The organism is Micromonospora sp. C31, assembly GCF_018070575.1.
Classification (GTDB): domain Bacteria; phylum Actinomycetota; class Actinomycetes; order Mycobacteriales; family Micromonosporaceae; genus Micromonospora.
In genome coordinates, this window is the sequence record NZ_JAGPXN010000004.1 from 1 (window position 1) to 17,371 (window position 17,371).

The following is a 17,371-nucleotide window of genomic DNA, read 5'->3' on the forward strand; positions in this document are numbered from 1 at the left end:
CCGGGGTGGACACGTTCCTGGAGATCGGCCCGCAGAGCGTGCTGACCGCGATGGCCGGCGACGTGCTGCCCGCCGACGACGCCGTGCTGGCCGTGGCGGTGCAGCGCCGGGACCGGCCGGAGGCGCAGGCGCTGCTGCACGCCCTCGCCGAGCTGCACGTCCACGGCGTTCCCGTGCGCTGGCGGCAGTGGTTCGCCGAGACCGGCGCCCGCCGGGTCGACCTGCCCACGTACGCCTTCCAGCACCAGCGCTACTGGCCGGAGGGCACGCCCACGCAGCAGGCCGCCCCGGACGGCGGCGACGCCGAGTTCTGGGCCGCCGTCGAGCGTGGCGACCTGACCGCCCTCGCCGCCGAACTCGGCGACGACACCGAGGACCTGGACGCGCTCGGCACGGCCCTGCCGCTGCTGGCGCGCTGGCGTCGGCACCGGTCCCGCGACACCACACTCGACGGATGGTCGTACCGGGTCGGGTGGGAGCCGGTGCGCCCGGCCCCCGCGAGCGGGCTGACCGGTCGGTGGCTGGTGGTCACCGTCGACAGCGGCGCCGACGCGGGCGTGGCGAAGACCCTCACCCAGGCGGGCGCCAGGGTGGACGCGCTGACCGTGCCGTCCACCATCACCCGCGCCGACCTGGGTGAACGGCTGCGCCGGATCAGCGCGGAGGGCTGGGCCGGGGTGCTCTGCGTCCTGCCCCGCCAGGACCGCCCCCTGGCGCACGTGCCGGCGGTGCCCGCCGGCACGTCGGTGCTGCTCACCCTCACCCGGGCCCTGACCGACACCGGCCTGCCGGGACGGGTGTGGGCGCTCAGCCGGACCGCGATGCCGGTCACGGCGGGTGAGCGGGCCGGCGACGTCTGGGCGGCCCTGGCCTGGGGCCTGGGCCGGGTCGTCGCCCTCGAACAGCCGGACCGCTGGGGCGGCCTGGTCGACCTGCCCGACCGTGGCGACCGGAGCACCCGCGCCGGGCTCGTCGCGGTCCTCGCCGACGGCACCCTGGACCAGGTGGCGCTGCGCCGCAACGGCCTCTTCGGCCGGCGGCTGGTGCCGGCCGCGCCGCCGGCCGGTGCGGGTTGGCGGCCCGCCGGCACGGTGCTGGTGACCGGTGGTACGGGTGCCCTGGGTCGGCACGTGGCCCGTTGGTTGCTGGCCAACGGGGCCGGCGAGGTGGTGCTGGCCTCGCGGCGGGGTCCGGCGGCGCCGGGCGCGGCGGAGCTGGTGGACGAGTTGGGTGCGGTGCGGGTGGTGGCGTGCGACGTCACCGACCGGGCGGCCGTCGACGCCCTCGTGGCCGGGCTGCCGGGGCTGACCGCCGTCGTGCACACCGCCGGCGCGTCCGGCGGCACCACCCCCGCGTACGAGGTGACCGACGCCGAGCTGTCGGAGACCCTGGCCGGCAAGGTGCTCGGCGCCGTGCACCTGGACGCCGCCTGCCGGGGTCGGGACCTCGACGCGTTCGTGGTCTTCTCCTCGGTCGCCGGCGTGTGGGGCGGCGGCGGGCAGGCCGGCTACGCGGCCGGCAACGCCCTGCTCGACGCCCTCGTCGCCGCCCGCCGGGCGGCCGGCCTGCCCGCCACCGCCCTGGCCTACGGCCCGTGGGCGGAGGACGGCATGGCCGCCGGGGAGACCGCGGACGGCCTGCGCCGCCGCGGGTTCAGCCCGCTCGCGTCCGACGCCGCCGTCGCGGCGCTGGGACGCTGGGTGAACGCCCCCGAGGCCGCCCCGGTGATCGTGGACGTCGACTGGTCCCGGTTCGTCACGGCGTTCACCGCCGCGCGGCCCAGCCACCTCTTCGACCGGGTCGCCGCGGCCGTCGCCGAGGAACCAGAGCCGTCGGAGAGCGCCGCCGCCACCGACGGGCTGCGGGCCAGGCTCGCCGCGCTGCCGGCGACCGGGCAGGAGGCGCTGCTGGTCGACCTCGTCCGCGCGGAGGCGGCGGCCGTCCTCGGCCACCTGACCACCGACCAGGTGCCGGCCGGCCGGGCGTTCCGCGAGCTGGGCTTCGACTCCCTCGCCGCCGTGCAGTTGCGCGACCGGCTGGGCCGGGTCACCGGCCTCACCCTGCCGTCGACCGTGGTCTTCGACCACCCGTCGGCGACGGAACTGGCCCGCTTCGTGCGTACCGAAATCGTGGTGGACGCGGACGGCGGCCCGGCGGCCGGCGGCGTGACCGCGGCCCGGCCGGCGGCGGACGAGCCGATCGCGATCGTCTCCATGGCCTGCCGCTTCCCGGGCGGGGTGTCGTCGCCGCAGGAGCTGTGGCGGCTGCTGGCCGACGGGGTGGACGCGGTGACGCCGATGCCCACCGACCGGGGCTGGGACCTCGACGCCCTGTTCGACAGCGACCCGGAGCGGGTCGGCACCAGCTACACCCGCAGCGGCGGGTTCCTGGGGGACGTGGCCGGCTTCGACGCCGCGTTCTTCGGGATCAACCCGCGCGAGGCCCTCGCCATGGACCCGCAGCAGCGGCTGCTGCTGCACACCACCTGGGAGGTCTTCGAACGCGCCGGCATCGACCCGCACCGGGTGCGCGGCTCCGCCACCGGCGTCTTCATGGGCACCAACGGGCAGGACTACGCCACCCTGCTGTTGGGCGCCCGCTCCCAGGTGGAGGGCTACCAGGCGACCGGCAACGGCGCGTCGGTGGTCTCCGGCCGCCTGGCGTACTCGTTCGGGCTGCACGGCCCGGCGGTCACCGTCGACACGGCCTGCTCGTCGTCGCTGGTGGCGCTGCACCTGGCCGCGCAGGCGCTGCGCAGCGGCGAGTGCGACCTCGCCTTGGCCGGCGGCGTGACGGTGATGTCCACCCCGGGCGCGTTCCTGGAGTTCTCCCGGCAGCGCGGCCTCGCCGCCGACGGGCGGGTCAAGGCGTTCGCCGAGGCCGCCGACGGCACCGGTTGGGGCGAGGGCGTCGGCGTGCTGCTGCTCCAGCGACTCTCCGACGCCCAGCGCGACGGCAACCGGATCCTCGCCGTCGTACGGGGCAGCGCCGTCAACCAGGACGGCGCCAGCAACGGCCTCACCGCGCCGAACGGGCCCGCACAGCAGCGGGTCATCCGCAACGCGCTGGACAACGCCGGCCTGACCCCGGGCGACGTGGACGCCGTCGAGGCGCACGGCACCGGCACCACCCTCGGCGACCCGATCGAGGCGCAGGCGTTGCTGGCCACGTACGGCAGGGACCGCTCCGCCGAGCGGCCCCTGTGGCTCGGGTCGGTCAAGTCGAACATCGGCCACACCCAGGCGGCGGCGGGCGCGGCGAGCCTGATGAAGATGGTGCTGGCCCTGCAACACGGGGTGCTGCCGGCGACCCTGCACGTCGACGCGCCGACCCCGCACGTCGACTGGACGTCCGGCACGCTGGCGCTGCTCACCGAGGCGCGACCGTGGACCACCACGGACGGCCCGCGCCGGGCCGGCGTCTCCTCGTTCGGGATCAGCGGCACCAACGCCCACGTGATCATCGAGGAGGCCCCGCAGCCGGAGCCGGTCGCCGCCGACGCCGAAGGGCCCGAAGCGACCGTCGGGCACGGCGAAGCGCCACGCGACCACCGCGCCGTGGCCCTGCCGTGGCCGGTCTCCGCCGCCGACCTGCCCGCGCTGCGTGCGCAGGCCGGCCGGCTGGCCGACCGGGTCGCGACGGACGACAACCCCGCCGACCTGGTCGCCTGGGCGCTCGCCGACGGCCGGGCCCACCTCGGCCGGCGGGCCACCGTGGTCGCCGCCGACCGGGAGACCCGGCTGGCCGCCCTGCGGGCGCTGGCCGGCGGCGAGGACCACCCCGCGCTGGTCACCGCCCGACGGCACGGAGGCGGCCTCGCGGTCCTCTTCTCCGGCCAGGGCGCCCAGCGTCCCGGCGCCGGCCGGCAGCTGTACGACACGTTCCCCGTCTTCGCGGCGGCCCTCGACGAGGTCTGCGCGGCACTGGACCACCAGCTTCCGCAGCCGCTGAAGCCGGTGCTGTTCGCGACCGACGACAGCGCCGAGGCAGCGCTGCTCGACGAGACGGTCTTCACCCAGGCGGGACTGTTCGCGCTGGAGGTGGCCCTGTTCCGGCTGGTCGAGTCGTTCGGGGTGGTGCCCGGGCACGTCGCCGGGCACTCGGTCGGCGAGATCACCGCCGCGCACGTCGCCGGCGTGCTGTCCCTCGCGGACGCCGCCACGCTGGTGGCCGCCCGGGGCCGGCTCATGCAGGCACTGCCCGCCGGGGGCGCGATGCTCGCCGTCGCCGCCGACGAGGCCGCGGTGGTCGAGTCGCTGGCCGGGCTGGACGACCGGGTCGGCGTCGCGGCCGTCAACGGTCCCACCGCCGTGGTCCTCGCCGGGGCCCTCGACGCCCTCGACGGGCTGGAGCGGCTGTGGCAGGAGCGCGGGGTACGCACCCGGCGGCTGCGGGTCAGTCACGCGTTCCACAGCCCGCTGATGGAGCCGATGCTGGCGGACTTCCGGGCCGTCCTCGACGGGTTGACGTTCGCCGCGCCGCTGCTGCCGATCGTGTCGAACCTGACCGGGCGGCTCGCGGAGCCCGCCGAGATCCGTACGCCCGACTACTGGGTGCGGCACGTCCGGGAGGCCGTCCGGTACGCCGACGGGATCGCCGCGCTGCGCGACGCGGGCGTGGACACCTTCCTGGAGCTCGGCCCGCAGGCGGTGCTGACCGCGATGACCGCCGGCCTGCTGCCCACCGACGACGACGGGACGGCCGTGGCGGCGCTGCGCGCCGGCGCCGACGAGCCGGCCGCCCTGCTCTCCGCGCTGGCCGTCCTGGACGGCACCGGGCGGGACGTCGACTGGGCGGCGGTGCTCGCCGTGCTGGCCGGCCCCCGTCCGGATCCCCGCCGGCTGCCCGAGCTACCGACGTACGCGTTCCGGCCGCAGCGCTACTGGCCGACCCTCGACACGGCCCCCACCCCGGCCGCCGACCCGGTCGACGACGCCTTCTGGCAGGCCGTCACCGACGGTGACCTGGGCCGCCTGGGTCTCGACCCGGACCAGCCGCTGCGCGAACTGCTGCCGGAACTGGAGTCGTGGCGGCGCCGCCAGCACCTCGACGGCACCCTGGCCGGCTGGCGGTACCGGGTCACCTGGGAGCACCGGGCGCTGACCGGCGCCGAGGCCGGCACGTGGCTGGTGGTGGCCCCGCCGCACCAGGTCACCGACCGGGTGCTCGCCGCCCTCACGGCCGGCGCCGCGACGGTGCACCTGCTGACCGTCGACCCGGCCACGGCCACCCGCGACGGCCTGGCCGCCGACCTCGACCGGCTCGCCGCCGCGCACCAGCCGACGGCGCTGCTGTCCCTGCTGGCGCTGGACGAGGCAGCGCACCCGGAGCAGCCGGCGCTGCCGACCGGCCTGGCGGCGAACCTGCTGCTCGTGCAGGCACACACCGGTCGCTCCGCCCCGCCCGTGCCGCTGTGGCTAGCCACCACCGGCGCCGTCGCCGTGGACGACGAACCGGTCGCCCACCCGACGCAGGCCACCACGTGGGGCCTCGGCCTCGTCGCCGCCCTGGAACACCCCCGGCACGTCGGCGGAGTCGTCGACCTGCCGGCGGGCCCGGACGAGGCGGCGTACGCGGCCCTGGCCGGGGCCCTGACCAACGTCGACGGGGAGGACCAGCTCGCCGTCCGGGAGGCCGGCGTGCACGCCCGGCGTCTGGTCCGCGACACCGGGCGACCGGCGGCGGGCGACGGGTACCGGCCGAGCGGAACCGTCCTGCTCACCGGCGGGACCGGGACGCTCGCCCGGCACACCACCGACTGGCTGGGCCGCCACGGCGCGCAGGTGCTTCCGCTGGCCGAACCGGCGACGGGCAAGCTCGGCGACCTGATGGAGCAGCTCGCCGCCGAGAGCCGGCCGGTGACCGCGCTCGTGCACGTCCCGGCGGAGACCGGCTCGGTGCCGCTGGCCGAGCTGACCCTCGCCGGCCTGGCCGCCGACCTGGCCGCCACCGTCGGCGACGTCCCCGGGTACGCCGACGAGCTGGCGCACCGGCCGCTCGAGGCATTCGTGCTGTGCACCTCCACCACCGGGGTGTGGGGCGCGGGCGGCCGGGCCGGCCAGTCCGCCGGCGACGCGCTGCTGCACGCGCTCGCGGCGAACCGGCGGCAGGGCGGGCTGGCGGCCACCGCCGTGGCGTGGGGCCCGTGGGACGACGACCCCGAGTCGGCCGAGCTGGCGCAGCTGCGCCGGCGGGGCCTGCCGGGCCTGCCCCCGGAGCTGGCCGTCGAGGCGTTCGGGCAGGCGCTGCGTGCCGAGGCGGCGCTGGTGGTCGCCGACGTGCGCTGGGACCGGTTCGTGCCGGCGTTCGCGTCGATGCGGCCGTGCCCGCTGCTGACCGGGGTCCCCGAGGCGGGCGCGGCGATGCCCGCCGACGACGACCGCCAGCCGGCGGACGACGAGGCGGCCACCGCGCTGCGTGAGCGGCTGCGCCCGCTGAGCCCCGGCGAACGGGAGGGCGTCCTCGTCGAACTCGTCGGCACCCTGGCGGCGGCCGTGCTCGGCCACACCGGGGGTGCGGGGCTGGAGCCCGACCGTGCGTTCCGCGAGGTGGGCTTCGACTCGATGACGGCCGTGGAGCTGCGCAACCGGCTCCGCGCCGCCACCGGCGTCCAGCTACCCGCCGGTGTGGTGTTCGACTACCCGACGCCGGCGGCGCTCGCCCGGCACCTGCGCGACCGGCTCGTCGAGGACGGCGCCGCCGCGGCCGCCCCGCTGCTCGCCGAGCTGGAACGGCTCGACGGCGTCTTCGCGGCCGACGCTCCGGACCGGCTGACCCGGCAGAAGCTGCTGGTGCAGCTCCAGGCGTTCGTCGCCCGGTGGGGCGACGACCGTGGCCCCGTCGAGGAGAAACCGGCCGCGCGCACCCTCGACGAAGCCACCGACGCCGAGATCTTCGATTTCATCCACCGCGAGCTGGGTGGCCCCGGCGGCAATTTGCCGGGCATCTAGAAATGGTGTCGCGGGGCCGTTGTCGACGGTCGCGACACGTTCGGCCGGGCGGGCCGGCGCTCCCGCCCGGCCGTACCCCGCCAGGATGGTGCGCCGGACCGCTCGCAGAGCGGGTCGGCGCAGCCTGCGCGCCCGTCACCTAGGGGCACCCGTAGGGGCACGCTAGGGGTTGTGACCGCCGTCCGGCGACAATTACCTTTCGTCCGGCGCGTAAGACCTGGTGGGGGCTGAAACGCTTTTTGTCTGGCAATTCGTGGTCGGCTGAATGGGCTTAGATCTTCGCGGCTTGTGGCGTCTGTGGACGGTATTGGGTCGCCTGTTTCTTTCCGGCCCGAAGAGGTGGCGCTAATGGCGACTGAAGATACGCTCCGGGAGTACCTGAAATGGGTGACGGCGGACCTTCACCAGACCAGGAGGAAGCTCGGCGAGCTTGAGGCGGCCAACCGCGAGCCGATCGCCATCGTCGGCATGGCCTGTCGGTTCCCGGGCGGGGTGGGCTCGCCCGAGGAGCTGTGGGAGCTCGTCGACTCCGGCCGCGACGCCGTCTCCGCGTTCCCCGCCGACCGCGGCTGGGACCTGGCGCGGCTGTTCCACCCGGACCCCGACCACCCCGGCACGTCGTACGTCGCCGAGGGCGGCTTCGTCGACTCGGCCACCGACTTCGACGCCGCGTTCTTCGGCATCTCGCCGCGCGAGGCCATCGCCATGGACCCCCAGCAGCGGCTGCTGCTGGAGACCTCCTGGGAGGCGTTCGAGCACGCCGGGATCGACCCCTCGGCGCTGCGCGGCCACCAGGTGGGGGTCTTCGCCAGCACCACCGGCCAGGACTACGTGGGGCTGCTCCAGCAGCCGCCGCCCGGCACCGAGGGCTACATCCTCACCGGCACCGCGGCGAGCGTCGTGTCCGGCCGGATCTCGTACGCGCTCGGCATCGAGGGCCCCGCCGTCACCGTCGACACCGCCTGCTCGTCGTCGCTGGTCGCGCTGCACCTGGCCTGCCAGGCGCTGCGGCAGGGCGAGTGCACCCTGGCGCTCGCCGGCGGAGCCACCGTCATGTCCACCCCGTCCGCCTTCATCGGCTTCAGCCGCCAGCGGGGCCTGGCCATGGACGGCCGGGTCAAGTCGTTCGCCGCCGCCGCCGACGGCACCGCCTGGGGCGAGGGCGCCGGCCTGCTGCTCGTCGAGCGGCTCTCCGACGCGCGCCGCAACGGCCACCCCGTCCTGGCCGTGGTGCGCGGCAGCGCGGTCAACCAGGACGGCGCCAGCAACGGACTGACCGCCCCCAACGGCCCCTCCCAGCAGCGGGTCGTGCTCCAGGCGCTGGCCAGCGCACGGCTCGCGCCGGAGCAGGTCGACGTCGTGGAGGCGCACGGCACCGGCACCACCCTCGGCGACCCGATCGAGGCCCAGGCGCTGCTGTCGACGTACGGGCAGGGCCGGCCGGCGGACCGGCCGCTGTGGCTCGGCTCGGTCAAGTCGAACATCGGCCACACCCAGGCCGCCGCCGGCGTGGCCGGGGTGATCAAGATGGTGATGGCGCTGCGGCACGACACCGTGCCGGCGACGCTGCACGTCGACGAGCCCACCCCCAACGTGGACTGGACGGCCGGCGCGGTGGCGCTGGCCACCGAGCCGCAGCCGTGGCCCGCCGGGGAGCAGCCCCGCCGGGCGGGCATCTCCTCCTTCGGCATGAGCGGCACCAACGCCCACGTGATCATCGAGGAGGCGCCCGCCGCCGACGCGGCCCCCGCGGACGCCCCGGACGGCCCCGCCGCCGCGACCGACGCGGGCACCGCGACGGACGCCACCGCCGGCACCGCACCGGTCACCGGGGCCGGCCTCGTGCCGGTGCTGGTCTCCGCCCGCGACGCCGAGTCCCTGGCCGCGCAGGCGACCCGCTGGGCCGACTGGCTCGACGGCCGCCCCGAACTGCGGCTGACCGACGTCGGCTGGTCGTCGGCGCGCACCCGGGCCAGCCTCGAACACCGGGCCGTGCTGCTCGCCGCCGACCGCGGCGACCTGACCGCCGGCCTGCGCGCGCTCGCCGCCGGCGGCGACGCCCCGGGCCTCGTCACCGGCGCGGGTCCGCGCGGCGGCAAGCTCGCGTTCCTCTTCTCCGGCCAGGGCGCGCAGCGCAGCGGCATGGGCCGCGAACTGGCCGCCGCGTTCCCCGTCTTCGGCCGGGCGCTGGCCGAGGTCTGCGCCGAACTGGACCGGCACCTGCCCCGCCCGCTCACCCCGGTGCTCTTCGCGCCCGAGGGCGACGAGGCCGCCGGGCTGCTCAACCAGACCCTCTACACCCAGGCCGGCCTCTTCGCCGTCGAGGTCGCGCTGTTCCGGCTCCTGGAGAGCTGGGGGATCGTCCCGGACGTCCTGCTCGGCCACTCGATCGGCGAGCTCTCCGCCGCGCACGCGGCCGGCGTGCTGTCCCTGCCCGACGCCGCCACGCTGGTCGCGGCCCGGGGCCGGCTGATGCAGGCCCTGCCGGCCGGCGGCGCGATGCTGGCCGTCCAGCTCCCCGCCGACGCCGTCCGGGCCGCCCTGACCGGCGTCGAGGACCGGGTCGCCGTGGCCGCCGTCAACGGGCCCACCGCCGTCGTGGTCTCCGGCGCGGCCGACGCCGTCGAGGAACTCGAACGCCGCTGGGCCGACCAGGGCGTACGGACCAGGCCGCTGCGGGTCAGCCACGCCTTCCACAGCCCGCTGATGGAACCCATGCTCGCCGAGTTCGCCGCCGTGGTGCGCCGGCTGGAGCTGCACCCGCCGGCGCTGCCGATCGTGTCGAACCTGACCGGCGCCCTCGCCGACCCCGACGAGATCCGCACCGCCGACTACTGGGTCCGGCACGTGCGGGAGGCCGTCCGGTTCGCCGACGGCGTCGACCAGCTGCGCGCCCTGGGCGTGCGTACGTTCCTGGAGGTCGGCCCCAGCGGGGTGCTCACCGCGCTGGCCCGCGACATCCTGACCGCGGCGGGCGCGGACGACGACACCGCCGCCGTGGCGCTGCTGCGGCGCGACCGCCCCGAGCCCGCGTCCGCGCTCACCGCCCTCGCCGAGCTGCACGTCGGCGGGGTCGAGGTGGGCTGGGCGGAGCTGTTCGACGGCGCCGACACCGAGCGGGTGCCCCTGCCCGGGTACGCCTTCCGCCGGCAGCGGTTCTGGCCCGAGCCGCCGCCCGCCGCCCCCGACGCCGCCGGGCACGACGGCGGCGACGACGAGTTCTGGACCGCCCTGGAGCAGGCGGACGTCGACACCCTGCGCGGCGAGCTGGGCGACGACGACGAGCAGGTCCAGGCGCTGCTGCCGGCCCTGCCCGTGCTCACCTCCTGGCGGCGGTCCCGGCGGGAACGCTCCCTCGTGGACGGCTGGTCGTACCACGTGACCTGGCAGCCCGTGCCGGTCGAGGACCGGGCCGCCCCGGCGGGCCGCTGGCTGGTCGTGCTGCCGACCGACGACGCGCCGGCCTGGGCCGACGGCCTGGCCGGGCTCTTCGGCGACGCCGAGCCGCTGGTGCTGCGCGTCGGCGCGGCGGACCTCGACCGCGCGGCGCTCGCCGCCCGGCTGCGGAGCCTGGTCGACGGCCGGCCGGTCGACGGCGTGCTCGCCGTGGTCGCCGGCCAGGACCGGCTGCTGCCCGAGCACCCCGGCGTGACCCTCGCCGCCGCGAGCACCCTCGCCCTGGTCCAGGCGATGACCGACCTGGACCTGGTGGCCCCGCTGTGGTGCGTCACCAGCGGCGCCGTGGCGGCGGCCCCGGGCGACCGGGTCGCGCACCCGTTGCAGACCGAGGTCTGGGGCCTCGGCCGCGCGGCGGCCGTCGAGCAGCCGCACCGCTGGGGCGGCCTGGTCGACCTGCCGGCGACCGTCGACGACGCCACCACCCGGCGGCTCGCCGCCGTGCTGGCCGGCCACGGCGGCGAGGACCAGGTGGCCGTACGACCCGGCGGCACCTGGGCCCGCCGGCTCACCCCGGCCCCGCCGGCGGCGGACGAACCACCCGCCGGCGACTGGTGGTCCGGCGCCGTCCTGGTCACCGGCGGCACCGGCGCCCTCGGCGGCCATGTCACCCGCTGGCTGCTCGACCGCGGCGTCGGACGGGTGGTCCTGGCCAGCCGCCGGGGCGCCGCCGCACCGGCCGTGGCGGACCTGCTCGACCGGTACGGCGCCGACGGGCGGGTCACCGTCGCCACCTGCGACGTCACCGACCGGCGGTCCGTGGCGGACCTGGTGGACTCGCTGCCCGACCTGACCGCGGTCGTGCACGCCGCCGGCACCGACCAGCTCACCCCGCTGACCGACACCAGCCTCGACGAGTTCTCCCACGTCGTCGCGGGCAAGGTGCTGGGCGCCCTGCACCTCGACGCCTGCCTCGCCGAGCGCGAACTCGGCGCGTTCGTCATGTTCTCCTCCATCTCCGGCGTGTGGGGCAGCGCCGGCCAGTGCGCCTACGGCGCCGGCAACTCCCTGCTGGACGCCCTGGCCGTCAACCGGCGCGACCGGGGACTGCCGGCCACCGCCGTCTCCTGGACGGCCTGGGGCGGCGCGCACGGCATGGCCGCCGAGAACGAGGCGACCGGGCAGCTCAACCGGATGGGCCTGCCGCCGGTCGACCCGGAGAAGGCGCTCGTCGCACTCGACCGGGCGCTGCGCCGCCCGACGCCCTGCGTGACCGTCGCCGACGTCGACTGGACCCGGTTCCACCCCGCGTTCACCGTGGCCCGGCCCAGCCCGTTCCTGGGCGACCTGCCGCAGGTGCGGGCGATCGTCGCGCAGGAGGAGGCCGCCGCCACGCCCACGGGCGGGGTCGCCGCACCGCTGCGCCACCTCGCGGCGCTGCCCGCGGCCGAGCAGGAGCGGGAACTGCTGAAGCTGGTCAACGAGCAGACCGCGGCGGTGCTCGGCCACGCCACCCCCGACGAGCTGCGCGGACGCCCGTTCAAGGACCTCGGCTTCGACTCGCTGACCGCCGTGGACTTCCGGGGACGGCTGAACGCGGCCACCGGCCTGCGGCTGCCCACCACGCTGGTCTTCGACTACCCCACCCCCGCCGAACTGGCCGCGCACCTGCGCGAGCTGGTGTCCGGCACCGCCCCGGCAGACGCCCCGCAGACCGTCGTCGTGGACGCCGACGAGCCCGTCGCGATCGTCGGCATGGCCTGCCGCTACCCCGGCGGCGTCGACGGGCCGGAGACGTTCTGGCGGCTGGTCGCCGACAGCGTGGACGCCATCTCGCCGTTCCCCACCGACCGGGGCTGGGAGATCCCCGAGCCGGCGGAGGGGACGCACCCCCCGGCGGGCGGCTTCCTCTACGACGTGGCGGACTTCGACCCCGCCTTCTTCGAGATCTCGCCCCGCGAGGCCCTCGCCATGGACCCGCAGCAGCGGCTCACCCTCGAGACGTCCTGGGAGGCGCTGGAACGGGCCGGGGTGGACCCCGCGTCGCTGCGCGGCACCCGTACCGGCGTCTTCGTGGGCGCCTCCACCTCCGGCTACGGCACCGGGCTGACCGAGGTCCCCGAGGGGGTCGAGGGCTACCTGATGACCGGCGCCGCGCACAGCGTGATCTCCGGTCGGGTCGCGTACGCGCTGGGGCTGGAGGGGCCGGCCGTCACCGTCGACACCGCCTGCTCGTCGTCCCTGGTGGCGCTGCACCTCGCCGGGGCGGCGCTGCGGCGCGGCGAGTGCGACCTGGCGCTGGCCGGCGGCGTGGCGGTGATGGCCACCCCGACGGCGTTCCAGGAGTTCTCCCGCCAGGGCGGCCTGGCCTCCGACGGGCGGTGCAAGTCCTTCGCCGACACGGCGGACGGCACCGGCTGGTCCGAGGGTGTCGGCATGCTGCTCGTGCAGCGGCTCTCCGACGCCCGGCGGCAGGGTCGCCGCGTCCTGGCCGTCGTGCGCGCCTCCGCCGTGAACTCCGACGGCGCGTCCAACGGCCTGACCGCCCCCAACGGCCCCTCCCAGCAGCGGGTGATCCGGCAGGCGCTCGCCAGCGCCCGGCTGACGACCACGGACGTGGACGTCGTCGAGGCCCACGGCACCGGCACCGTCCTCGGTGACCCGATCGAGGCCCAGGCCCTGCTGGCGACGTACGGGCAGGACCGGGGCGACGCCGGCCCGCTGCTGCTGGGCTCGGTCAAGTCGAACATGGGCCACGCGCAGGCCGCCGCCGGCGTGGCCGGTGTGATCAAGATGGTGCTGGCGATGCGGGAGGGCATCGTCCCGGCGTCGCTGCACGCGGACACGCCGTCGCCGCACATCGACTGGTCCGCCGGCGACGTGGAGCTGGTGACCCGGTCCCGGCCCTGGCCGGCGCTCGACCGGCCCCGCCGGGCGGCGGTCTCCTCGTTCGGCATCTCCGGCACCAACGCCCACGTGGTCGTCGAGCAGCCCGTCGACACCGCCCCGGCCTCCGGCGCCGAGGCGGCCCCCGCCCCGGCCGCCGGACTGCTCGCCGCCGACGTGGTGGTCTGGCCGGTCTCGGCCCGGTCGACCTCGGCCCTGGCCGCGCAGGCGTCCCGACTGGCCCGGCACCTGCGGGCGCACCCCGGCCTCGCCCCGGCGGCGGTCGGCTGGTCCCTCGCCGCGACCCGCTCGGCGTTCGACCGCCGCGCCGCCGTGATCGGCGCGACCTCCGGCGAGCTGCTGGCCGGCCTGGACGCGCTCGCCGCCGGCACCCCGGCCGACAACGTGGTGACCGGCACCGTCGCCAACCACGGCGCGGGCCCGGTGTTCGTCTTCCCGGCCGCCACCCCCGCAGGCACGGCGGCCGGACTGGTGGGCCGCTGCCCGGTCTTCGACGACGCCCTCGCCGAGTGCCGGCAGGCCCTCGCGCCCTGGGTCGACGTCGACCCGGCCGCCCTGCTGACCGGCGCCGACGATTCCTGGGCCGAGCGGCCGGAACTGGCCCGGCCCGTGCTGTTCGCCGTCGGGGTGGCGCTCGCCGCCGTCTGGCGGCACGCCGGGCTCACCCCGGCCGCGGTCGTCGGCGTCGGCGACGGCGAGGTCGTGGCCGCCCACGTGGCGGGCCTGCTGTCCCTGCCCGACGCCGCCCGCACGGTGGCGCTGCGGGCCCGGGCCGCCGCCGGCGAACTGGACCCCGACGGCCTGCGCGCCGGCCTGGCGGGGCTCGCCCCGCAGCCCGGGACCGCCCGGCTGGCCTCCACCGTCACCGGGGACTGGGCCGATCCGGCCGGCCTCGGCCCGGACCACTGGGCCGCGCTCGGGACCGGTGCTCCGTCGGCCGCCGACGGGGACGCGGGACCGGAGCAGCTCGACGCCGCCCTGCGCGCCGCCGTCGACGCCGGACACGTGACCTTCGTGGCGGTCCTGCCGGAACCGGCGTCGACCGCCCGGGTCGCCGCCGTGCTCGACGCGACCGGCACCAGCGGCCACGTCCTGGAGACCCTCGGCGGGCCGGGCGACGCCGCCACCCGGCTGCTGACCAGCCTCGCCACCGCGCACACCCTCGGCCTGGCCGTGGACCACCGCCGGCTGCTGCCCGAGTCCGAGCCGGTCGACCTGCCCACGTACGCCTTCGACCGGCACCGCTACTGGCTGGAGCGCACCGGCGCCCACCGCTCGGTCCTGCCCGCCGTGGGCCTCGACGTGGTCGACCACCCGCTGCTCAGCGCGGTGGCCGACCTGCCCGGCGACGAGGGCCTGCTGTTCACCGGCCGGATCACCCTCGCCACCCACCCGTGGCTCGCCGACCACGCCGTGCTGGGCACGGTGCTGCTGCCGGGGACGGCGCTGGTGGAGCTGGCGTCCTGGACCGGGCGGCAGGCCGGCGCGGCGACCGTCGCCGAGCTGAACCTGGAGGCGCCGCTGGCGATCCCCACCGAGGGGGGAGTCGACCTGCGGGTCCGCGTCGGCCCGCCGGACGGGACCGGTCTGCGGCCCGTCGCCATCCACACCCGGCGCGACGACGACACCGGGCCCGACGGTTCCCGGGCCTGGCAGCGGCACGCCTCCGGCCAACTCGCCGACACCGTCGACCCGGACCCCGCGCCGGCCGCCGTGTGGCCGCCCGCCGACGCCGAGCCGATCGCCCTCGACGGGCTCTACGCCCGGCTCGCCGCCCAGGGCTACCACTACGGCCCCGTCTTCCGCGCGCTGCGCGCCGCGTGGCGCTCGGGCCCGGACATCCTCGCCGAGGTGGCCCTGGACGCCGACGCGTCCACCGACACCACGGCCTTCTCGGTGCACCCGGCCCTGATGGACGCGGCGCTGCACGCCATCGGCGCCAGCGCCACGGCCGGCGACCCCGCCGACGGCGCGCCGGCCCCCGAGGGCGGCCCCGACATCCGCCCGGGCCTGCCGTTCACCTGGTCGGGCGTGACCATCCGACCCACCCGCGCCCGCGAGCTGCGGATCCGGCTGCGCGCCACCGACACCGGATCCGTGGCCCTGACCATCACCGACACCGGCGCGACGCCGGTCGCCTCCGTCGACGGTCTGGTCCTGCGGCCCATCTCCGGCGAGCAGCTCAGCGCCGCCCGCCGCTCGGCCAACCGGTCCCTGCACCGCCTCGACTGGGTCGCCCCCGCCGCCGGCCGCGCCGACGGCACCCCCCGGCTGGTCGCCCTCGGCGACGACTGGCCCGGCGCCGACCGGCACCCGGACCTCTCCGCGCTGGTCGCCGAGGTGCGCGCGGGCGGCCCCGTGCCCGACGCGGTGGTGGCGACCTGCGTCGGAGCGGCCGCCGACGAGCCGCACCCGGCCCGCCAGGCGCACCGGGTCGCCCACCGCATGCTCGCGCTGGCCCAGCAGTGGCTCGCCGAGGAGGCCCTGACCGCCGCCCGGCTGGTGGTGGTCACCCGCGGCGCGGTCCGGGTCGACCCGGACGAACGGATCGCCGACGTGCCGGCCGCCACCGCCTGGGGCCTGCTGCGCTCCGCCCAGTCGGAGAACCCCGACCGGATCGTGCTCCTCGACGTCGACGACGACGCTCCGGCCGCCGCGCTGCTGCCGGCAGCCCTGGCCACGGGCGAACCGCAGCTCGCCGTACGCGCCGGCCAGCTCCGGGTGCCCCGACTCACCCGCCTCGGCCCGCCCCCGGCGGAGGTGCCCGGCCCCGACCTGGCCGCCGGCACCGTCCTGGTGACCGGCGCGACCGGCCTGCTCGGGCGGCTCGTGGCGCGGCGGCTGGTGACCGGGCACGACGTACGCCACCTGCTGCTGGTCAGCCGCAGCGGGACGGACGCCCCGGGCGTCGCCGCGCTGGTCGACGAGCTCGCCGGACTGGGCGCCACGGCCCGGGTGGCGGCCTGCGACGTCACCGACCGCGACGCGCTCGCCCTGCTGGTCGACCAGATCCCCGCCGACCTGCCGCTGACCGGGGTGGTGCACGCGGCCGGGGTGCTCGACGACGGCGTCCTGCCCGCCCTCACCCCGGACCGCTTCGACACCGTGCTGCGCCCCAAGGTCGACGCGGCCTGGCACCTGCACGAGCTGACCGAGAAGCTGGACCTGGCCGCGTTCGTGCTCTTCTCCTCGGCGGCCGGTCTCTTCGGCGGCCCCGGGCAGGCCAACCACGCGGCGGCGAACTGCTTCCTCGACGCCCTCGCCCAGCACCGGCGCGACCGGGGCCTCCCGGCGCTCTCGCTGGCCTGGGGCCCGTGGGTCAACGACACCGGCGACGGCCAGACCGGGCACGTCGACGAGGCCCGGATGAACCGGGGCGGCTTCGTCCCGCTCGGCGCCGACGAGGGCATGGACCTGTTCAGCGAGGCGCTGCGCTTCGCCGAGCCGGTGGTCGTACCGGTCAACCTGGACCTCGCGCTGATCGGCCGGCACGGGCCGGCGGCGGTGCCGCCGGTGCTGCGCTCGCTGGTCCGCCCGGCGACGACCGGCGCGGCCCGGGCCGCCGAGCGCGACCCGGCCGAGGCGCTGCGGGAGACCCTCGCCGCCACGGCGGAGGCCGACCGCGACCAGGTGCTCTCCGACCTGGTCCGCACCCACGCCGCCGCGGTCCTCGGCTATGCGTCGATCCGCTCGATCGACGCCGAGCGCGGCTTCGTCGAGCTGGGCTTCGACTCGCTGACCGCCGTCGAGTTCCGCAACCGGCTCAACGCGGCAACCGGGCTGCGGCTGCCGTCCACGCTGATCTACGACCGGCCGACCACGGCCGCGCTGGTCGAGTACCTGCGGGGCGCGCTGCTGGCGGAGCGGAGCACGTCCGCGCTGACGGTGCTCGGCGAGCTGAACAAGCTGGAGCACGCCATGCGCGCGGTGACCGCCGGTGACACCGACCGGGCCGCCGTCGGCGCCCGGCTGCGCGAACTGCTCTCCCTGTGGACCTACACCGAGTCCGGTGCGGATTCCGCCGCCGACGACGACGCCAACCTCGAGTCGGCCTCCGCCGAAGAGATCTTCAGCCTGCTGGACGAAGAGTTCGGCTCGGCCTGATCCGGCATGTCGCA

Annotated in this window: 2 protein-coding genes; both read left to right on the plus strand. The window is 77.2% G+C overall.

Annotated elements, in window-relative coordinates; all coding sequences use genetic code 11:
- A partial coding sequence (locus KBX06_RS07945; RefSeq protein ID WP_210833587.1) for a type I polyketide synthase occupies window positions 1-6,950 on the plus strand: 6,950 nt, incomplete at its 5' end.
- A gap of 348 nt (window positions 6,951-7,298) precedes the next feature.
- The gene (locus tag KBX06_RS07950; RefSeq protein WP_210833588.1) at window positions 7,299-17,357 is read left to right on the plus strand and encodes a type I polyketide synthase; all 10,059 of its coding nucleotides are present in this window, start codon (window positions 7,299-7,301) and stop codon (window positions 17,355-17,357) included.
- Window positions 17,358-17,371 lie beyond the last annotated feature (14 nt).